We start from the raw sequence: 8,017 nt of genomic DNA, 5'->3' as shown, positions 1-8,017 counted from the left end.
ACCGTCACGTCCGTTCTGCACGAGCACGAGCTGACCCTGGACCAGGCCGCGAGCTGGCGGAAGTGCTCGGCCGTGCGCTCGTCGCCGCGGCGCCAGGACTCCTTGCTCGTGTGCGCCTCCTGCCCTCCGAGCACGACGGCCAGCGCGACCAGGCGGGCCTTCGCGGGGTTCCCCTCGATCAGCGCCCCGAGAGCGTCGGCGCGGTAGCCGGAGGGGCGCTCGATGCGCAGCAGCGCGTGCGCGAGGTCGCTGCCGTTGCTCATCCCCGACGACACCGCGAACCGGTGAGCGGTGAGGCACAGGGCGATGACGCGATCCGCGTCCTTGGGGAGGGTCCTGCGGGCGAGGAAGGTCGCGATCCACTCGCGGCGCACCTTCTCGGCCGCGTTCCACGCCTTGTTGTTGGCGATGAGCACCTTCCGCTCAGCGGACTTCTCGGCACGCTCCTCCTCGGCCTCCTCCTCGGTCTGCGGCTGCTCGGGGGCTCCGTAGGCGTAGGTGAATCCGGCGGCGGTCGGGTCCTGGACCAGGAGCGTGACCTCGACCTCGCCGCGCCAGCTGGTGTCGATGAGCACTCCGCGGCCGGGAGCGGCGGCGACCTGCTCGGGCGTGACGCTCTTCCCGTCCTCGCCGCGCAGCTGCCGGATCGGCGTCCACGTCGCCTGGTCGCCGTAGGCGTCGGAGCGGGTGAGGATCTGGAAGCCGTTGCTGGTGTACTCGGCGGCGGTCGCCGCGAGGAGCCCCTGGTGCGCGGCCTCGTCGCGGAGGGTCTGCGCGGTGTGCTCGAACTGGGCCGGGTCGTGGGTGGCGACCTCGATCAGGGTCGCGCGGGCGTCGGCGTCGTCCTCGAACTCCGACAGCACCGCCGCCTGGTCCAGGGTCAGCTCGTGCTCGTGCAGAACGGACGTGACGGTCGCGGACTCCGCGACCGCGAGCCCCTTCTTCACGGCGTCGGTCTTGGTGCCGGTGCGCTTGGCGATCGCTGCGGCGGTGACGCCCTCGAACGCGAGCTGCGCCCACGCGGCGGTGCGGTCCGCGACGCTCAGCTCGGCGCGCTGGTCGTTCTCGATGATCTGCTGCACGATCCGGTCGGCGGTCGTCTCGTCGCCCTCCACGACGTAGACCGGGATCGTGGGCACTCCGGCCTCGCGGGCGGCGAGGGTGCGGCGCTGTCCAGCGCGGACGATGACGTTGCCGTGCTCGTCGCGGCGGGCGAGAACCGGGGTGATGACGCCGTTCTCGCGGATCGACGCGATGAAGTCCTTCGTCAGCGGGGCGCTGGTGCGGACGTTCACCTCGATCACGAGGACGGTCAGGTCGATGTGCTGAACGGTCCCGGTTCCGGTGGTGATAGTCACGATGGTTTCTCCTTGATCGGTGTGCGATCATTGAGGCGACAAGTCCCGTGGTTCTAGACCAACTACGGGGCTTTTGTCGTCTTCCTGATCGTTTTTCTTTGCCTCTCCGGCGGGATGAAACCAATTGAGTGGAGACGCCGTAGTGACGAGCTTTCCGGGCGAAATAAGGGCGCTTGCGCCCGCGTCCGGAAAGCTCGGCACGGAGGCGTCGGAGCGAGATAGGTTGAAACCGCGGAGAGGTGAAGAATCTCAATCAGGTTGTCAACAGTGCCGCAGGCTCCTTCGGCCGGCTCCGTCCGGCCGCGGTAGCAGTAGCGTCAATGCATGCGCGAAGAGGTCTCCACGAGTCGATCTCTCGTCCGCCGAGGCGTCTTCGTCCGGGGACTGGCACTCGCGCCGGTTGCGGCGATGCTGATTGCTCTCTCGGCCTGCTCGGGCGGGCTCACCACATCAGCGACGGATGCGTGCAACTACCACTCCTCCTGGGTCAGCGAAGGCAGCGCAGGACAGCAAGAGGGTCGCCGTGAGCAGCTGCTGCGTACGATGTCTGAGTCTCTGAGCGCGGAGGACCCGAAGGAGTTGACGGAAGCGGTGACCGCCATGGAGACGACCCTTGAGGGTGGCGACGACGAGGCGTTCCAGACGGCCAGCGCGGCGTTCGCCAGCTCCTGCCGAGCGAATGGTTGGGAGCTGCCCGAAGGCTGACAGGCCAACGGCCCACCTCGTATCAGTCAGGCAACAGCGAAGACGGTCCTAGCCGAGTCCACCGTTTGAGGTTCCTTTGGGGTCGCACACGTACTTGCAGTTCCCTCAAAGTCACACTCAAAGGGAGCAGGAGGCGTGTAGCTGCGGTCGTCCCGAAACATGGCCCAAATGACGTCGAGACGACGGCGAGCGAGCGCGAGGATGGCTTGCTTGTGCGACTTCCCTTCAGCGCGCTTACGGTCCTAGAACGCTCTCGATTCGGTCTTCTGCTGGACGCTGACCATCGCTGCGAGATAGCAGGCGCGCAACAGGCGCCGGTCGTAGCGGCGAGGTCGATGATGATTGCTGCTGATCCTTCCCGAGTCGCGTGGTGCTGGCGCGAGGCCCGCGACACCGGCGAGCCGATCAGCGCTGACGTAGGCGCTGAGGTCGGGGCCGGTTGACGCGAGGAACTCGGCCGCGAGCAGGGGCCCGAAGCCGGGCATGGACTGCAGGAGCTCGGCGGCACGACTCGTCTCGACATGGGTGGCGATGAGCTGATCGATCTCCGCGATGCGCGCCTCGAGCGCGATGACGTCGTGCGCGAGGCTACGCGCGAGCTCGGATTCGATCGCCTGGCCCGGGAGAACGGTCTGCTGGCTCTTCGCCGCAGCGACCGCGTCGGAGGCGGTCGCGACCGCAGTTCGGCAGCCCTGCGAGCGAAGCCATCGGGCAAGGCGGGACTCCCCCATCCGCCGGATAGCATCCGGTGTCGCGTAGCCGGTGAGGAGGATGAGTGAGGCGCGGCTGGCGGAGTAGTTGAAGGCGCGCTCGAGCGCGGGGAAATATTCGAGCAGGTGCGCCCGCAGAGGGTTGATCGCTCGGGTGCGGTCGCACACGAGATCCTTGCGGTGCCCCGTCAGCGCCCGCAGCTCGATGCGGATCTCATCCTCGACCGTCAGTACTTGTAGGTCGCGGCGCATCCGGGCCTGGTCGGCGATGATCGCCGCGTCCTTCGCGTCGGTCTTGCCGTCACCGCGATACGCCTTCGCGGCGTGGTGCACTGCATGCCCCGGGATGTAGACGACGGGCAGACCGTGAGCCGCGAGGAGCCCGAGCAGCAGCGACGCGCCCCCGCTACTGAGATCGATCGCCCACAGGCACTCGTCGCCGGCAGCCAGTTCGGTGACGGCGGCGATCAGATCGAGCAGCGCCGTCTCATCGTTGGCGACGCGGGCGGAGTGGAGCTTGGCGCCGTCGGAGTCGATGACGACGCAGTGGTGGTGCCCCTTCCCCGCGTCGATTCCGGCCCAAATCTGCGGCATGGCCGCTCCCTTCACTTCCCTCGTGGCGGTGATGGTCACGCCGACGTTTCCTTACGCAGCGATCTGTTCGCTTCTCTCAATTAGCGGTCGAACCATCGGGTGGACGGCGGGCGGCCATTCTTCACAAGCCGTCACAGCGGCGAAAACGCGAGAGCCATACCCGCCGTCCTCGAACGATCGACACACTACGACTGCACCGAAACCGCCCGAGCAACAAGGTAAGGAAACGCGGGGACCGGACCGCGCAGCGGTCCACGATCTGCGGTCTCCGATCTGCGGTGTTCCGTCACCGCTGCACGAGTGCAGCTCGCACCCCTGAACGGGTGGCGGGACCGCCCTCGCTCTCGTCCTCGTCGGCGTCGAGGATCGCGACAATGCGGTGTGCGGTCGTCAGCACCCGCACCGCGGTTCCGCGAATCACATCGGCGTCGCAGGTACTCCAGCTCGCTACGTACCCGACGCCATACGCGCTCGTGTCGAATCCGACCAGCCGGTGACGACGTATGCGACTGACTCGGCTTCAACCTCCGTCACTCCGCGGTGCTGCGCCTACTCCTCGAGGTCATCAACATGACCCATCAGCTCGTGCGCCGTCTTGTGGGTCAGAGGGCCGACCGATTCTTGGGACCTAGGGGTGTTTCATTCAAGGCTCGGCCTGTGGATAACTGTGCTTTGCTGGAAGAGCACAGCCCACGGGGTCAGTCCTCGTCGACGGCCGCTGTCCCTTCGAGCGCCATCGCGACGGCCTCGAACTCCGCGAGAGCTGCGGCAAGGTCCTCGACGATCTCGCGGGCGATAACCTCGGGTGCCGGCAGGCTGTCGAGGTCATCAAGCGAGTCGTCGCGCAGCCAGGTGACGTCGAGGTTCACCTTGTCGCGTGCGATCAGTTCCTCGTACGTGAACGACTTCCAGCGGCCACCCTCGGCCCCGGTGACGCGCTCGCTCCGGGGTGTGCCGGGGAGGAACGATGCGACGAACTCCTCGAGGTGCGCACGGCGGAGCGGGTTCTGCTTGAGCGTAAAGTGCATGTTTGTGCGCAGGTCGTAGACCCAGAGCTTGCGCGTCCACGGTGTTTCGCTGGCAGGCTTCTTGTCGAAGAACAGCACGTTGGCCTTCACGCCCTGTGCGTAAAAGATGCCGGTGGGCAGTCGGAGCATCGTGTGCAGATCGAAGTCGTCGAGCAGCTTGCGGCGCAACACCTCGCCTGCGCCACCCTCGAATAGCACGTTGTCGGGCAGCACGACGGCCGCGCGGCCGTTGATGTCGAGGACGGTCATGATGTGCTGTACGAAGTTGAGTTGCTTGTTCGAAGTCGTCGCAACGAAGTCGACACGCTCGATCTCCGTGTCCTCGCGCGCTTCGCGCCCGTCCGCGCCGACCATGGTCAGCGACGACTTCCTACCGAAAGGCGGGTTGGACAGCACCACCGAGTACCGCTCGCCCGTGTCGGCGATCAGCGCATCGCGCACGTCGATCAGCGACTCGCCCTGTGGCGTGCCGATGCCGTGCAGCAACAAGTTCATCGCGGCGAGGCGCGCTGTCCCGTCTACGAGTTCCGTCCCGTGCGCAAACCCATCGCGCAAATGGTCGCGCTGGGTCGGCGTGAGGTGCTCGGCCTCGCGCGAGGCGTAGTCGTGAGCGACGAGCAGGAATCCGGCGGTACCGCAGGCGGGGTCAAGTACGTTGTCATCCGGCGAGGGCTGGATCACGTCGACGATCGCCTGAATCAGGTCGCGCGGCGTGAAGTACTGGCCGGCGCCGGAGCCCTTGTCGGACGCCCCCTTGGCCAGCAGCTGCTCGTAGGCGTCGCCTTTAAGGTCAGTGCCCGATGCTGACCACTGCTCGCGGTCGATCAGGTCGACGATGAGTCGTTTGAGCTTCGCGGGGTCCTGGATGCGGTTCTGTGCCTTCCGGAAGATCACACCGAGTGTGCCGGGCTGCTGCGCGAGGCCGACAAGGATCCGTGTGTACTCGAACTCGAGCTGAGCACCTTCGGCGTCGAGCAGCCGCTGCCACGAATAGTGATCGGGCACAATCTGCTGGGGACGGAGCTTCCGCGTGGCGCGCTCATGCGCCATTTTCAAGAACAGCAGGTAGGTGAGCTGCTCGATGTAGTCGAGCACTCCGACGCCGTCATCACGGAGAAGGTTGCGGAACGAATCGAGCTTGTCGACCAAACGGCGTGCGTCAGTCATTGAGGCCTCCTCGACCAAGACGGATCGTCGAACCGGTGAGCTCGCCGGCGAACGCAGCGTTCAAGAGCGAGTTACGGAGCGCAGCCGCTCGGCGTCGCTGGATGCGGAGCTGATTAATCGCGGCGACAGCTGCCGCATCGATCTCGACGAGACGACCGACAGCCTCGCGCTGGCGGGCGGCATCCGGGAGGGGCACCGTCGTTTCGGCCACAGCGCGCTGATCGATCTTGGGCATCGAGCCCGCCAGCCCCTTTGCGCGCGCGCGAAGCGCGCGGTGTACTCGCTCAGCACGAAGGGCAGCAACCAGATAGCGTCCGTCGACGAGCGATTCGTCTGGGCGCACCCTGATCAGCAGGTCCGGGAAAATGGCCCAGTTCCGAGGGCCGTCAAAGCGCGCCGTCGTCCCAACGAGTTCGGGCGTATTCGCCCGCTGCACGAAGATATCGCCAGGCTCGAGCCATAGCCCCTGAGCGACCGATGCAGGCGTGACCGTCTCCTTGGTGAACTGGTCCGTGAAGCTGTTCCGCGTGACCGCGGTCAGGGTCAACGTTCGAGTGCCGCCCGCGGCGCCTTCAGCGGCCCGGTCCGAGCGCCCGTTTCGCATCGGCTCGCGGAGCAGACGTCCGACGGCCACCATCGGCGGGTCACCATGCCAGAGTTCCTCCGCGCTGGCAGCGGACTGCCACGCCGCGACCCGGCGCTCAGCGGCACCGAGATAGGCGCCTGCGGCATCGAGCCTGGACAGGTGATCCTCGAGGACGGCGACAATGCTGAGCTGCTCCTCGAGTGGCGGAACCGGGACCGGGAGCTGCACGAAACGGTCATGAGTCAGATTGAGGCCGCTGTCGGAGATTCCGGTTTTCATCTCGTCGATACGCTTCTGCGCGTCCGGGCTCAACAGATACATCTCGAGAAAGCGGGCGTCGATGCGCTCCTCGGGACGGAGGCGATACATCTTCCCGGACATCATCAGGCGCTCGGGTGCGTGCCGAACAAGCGCCGGAATTCCACAGCGCGAGCGTGGGCCGGCGCAGGTGATGAGCAGATCGCCGGCTTTCACTTCAATGTTTGATTTCGGATCAAGCGTGTCCGGCAACGCCTTGTTGTGCTCAGGCTCAAACCTTCCCGCCTGGATAGCGGTGGTCTTCAACACGCCCCACTCGCCAGGCGCCGCCGGATGCGCGTGGCACTTAGGACTCCAGCCTTGCTGGATGACACGCTTGTTCGACTGGCGCTGCAGGAGATCTCCGATAGGGTGTCGCTCCCAGGTCACGCGGTCAGCTCCTGATTCAGCTCGTTCAGCAGGTCGCCCGCGGCGTCGCCGAGGTCGCGGAGCGCGCCATCCACGCCACCTCGTTCGCCGAACGGTGCCTTGTCGAGGTCGTCGGCGGTGATGCCCGCCGACGCCGCGATGATCTGCATCATCTTGTCCAGCCACCAGCGCTGACTGCCGCTGAATGTGGCTCCTGACTGTTCCTGCCGGGCGAGCCAGTTCGCGTAGCGCGACTCGACGAGGTCGGCGTAAGGAACCAAGGCGTCGTCGATGCCAACCTCGTAGCGGAGCAACGAGATCAGGTCGGTCGACGTGTGCCGGTCGCGCGTCTCGGCGCTACCGCGATACTCGACGCCCAGTGAAAGGTACGCGCTCCAGATGTAGTCGACCGTCCAGTTGTGCGGCGGACGCTTGATTCGTTCGGCGAGTTCCTTCACGTCGCCGAACGCGATGCCGCGTCCCTTGGCGTCGAACATCAGTTGGATCGCGCTGATCTCGTCGCGGTGGTCGGCGAGATAGGCCTTCCACGACTCGATGGTCTCTCGAGCCGCATCCGGGTCGACGACACCGTACGCGTCGACGAGCGAGTCGCGGCTGACCTCGTCGATCACCTGATCGTGTGCGCGGCGCAATTCGATGATGCGCGTGCGCAGCTCGGGGTTCGCAGCGAGCGGCTCGATCGCCGCGTCGAGCAGATCTTGGATCACGTCGGTCGGCTCTCGTGTCGGCTCAGCGGCCATCGCCGCGGCCTGCGTGTCGGGATTCACCGCAGCGACGAGAGCCCGGACAACGGCGCGGAGCGACTGTCCGGCGACGGCATCCAGTTCGGCGCGTTCGGTCGGGGTCATTTGCTGCTCGAGTGCCGCGAGACGGTTTGCGAGCGTGGCGGTCTCGTCCTCAGTCAGGTTGAGCGTCGCGGCCTTGTCGAGCAACTTCTTGAGGCTGATGGCGCGGTCGCGGTTGAGCGGAGGCTCGACGAAGTCGTGCTCGGTGACACCAATAGCGTCCACCAATACGAAGCAGATCTTCGCCTCGGCGTCGTCGGTGACGGCTCGGAACGTCGCCGGATCGATTGTGCGCGCCCCGCGACCCTTCATTTGCTCGAAGTACTGAGCCGACCGCACGTCTCGCATGAACAGCACGCACTCGAGCGGCTTCACGTCGGTGCCGGTGGCGATCATG

At 66.1% G+C, this 8,017-nt stretch carries 5 protein-coding genes and 1 pseudogene; 1 reads left to right on the top strand and 5 read right to left on the bottom strand.

Annotation, left to right across the window (positions count from 1 at the left end; translation table 11 throughout):
* Window positions 1–1,358: ParB/RepB/Spo0J family partition protein (locus C5C82_RS16415; RefSeq protein ID WP_104355395.1), on the bottom strand; the 1,358-nt coding region annotated here is incomplete at its 3' end.
* Window positions 1,359–1,682: 324 nt separating this feature from the next.
* Between C5C82_RS16415 and C5C82_RS17390 the strand changes: the two genes are divergently transcribed.
* Window positions 1,683–2,063 carry a hypothetical protein gene (locus tag C5C82_RS17390; RefSeq protein WP_146086022.1) on the top strand — a complete coding sequence of 127 codons (381 nt, stop codon included), beginning with the start codon at window positions 1,683–1,685 and terminating at the stop codon, window positions 2,061–2,063.
* A 131-nt stretch (window positions 2,064–2,194) separates the two neighbouring features.
* On the opposite strand, the pseudogene C5C82_RS16410 reads toward C5C82_RS17390, so the two are convergent.
* The 4 genes and pseudogenes from C5C82_RS16410 to C5C82_RS16395 all read right to left on the bottom strand — a co-directional run.
* Window positions 2,195–3,367, bottom strand: a pseudogene (locus tag C5C82_RS16410) (IS110 family transposase); the annotation flags it as partial.
* Between the two features lie 698 nt (window positions 3,368–4,065).
* Window positions 4,066–5,562 (bottom strand): class I SAM-dependent DNA methyltransferase, encoded by a 1,497-nt coding sequence (locus tag C5C82_RS16405; RefSeq protein ID WP_104355394.1) that lies wholly within the window; start codon window positions 5,560–5,562, stop codon window positions 4,066–4,068.
* A complete protein-coding gene (locus tag C5C82_RS16400) occupies window positions 5,555–6,835 on the bottom strand; it encodes a restriction endonuclease subunit S (RefSeq protein ID WP_104355393.1) in 1,281 nt (426 codons plus the stop codon). The genes C5C82_RS16405 and C5C82_RS16400 overlap by 8 nt, the downstream gene beginning before the upstream one ends.
* Window positions 6,832–8,017 (bottom strand): type I restriction-modification enzyme R subunit C-terminal domain-containing protein (locus C5C82_RS16395; RefSeq protein WP_308471863.1); only part of this gene is annotated, 1,186 nt, incomplete at its 5' end. The genes C5C82_RS16395 and C5C82_RS16400, both read right to left, overlap by 4 nt.

Source organism: Rathayibacter sp. AY1D5 (assembly GCF_002932515.1).
Classification (GTDB): Bacteria; Actinomycetota; Actinomycetes; order Actinomycetales; family Microbacteriaceae; genus Rathayibacter.
This window is presented reverse-complemented; position numbering and strand designations above follow the sequence as displayed.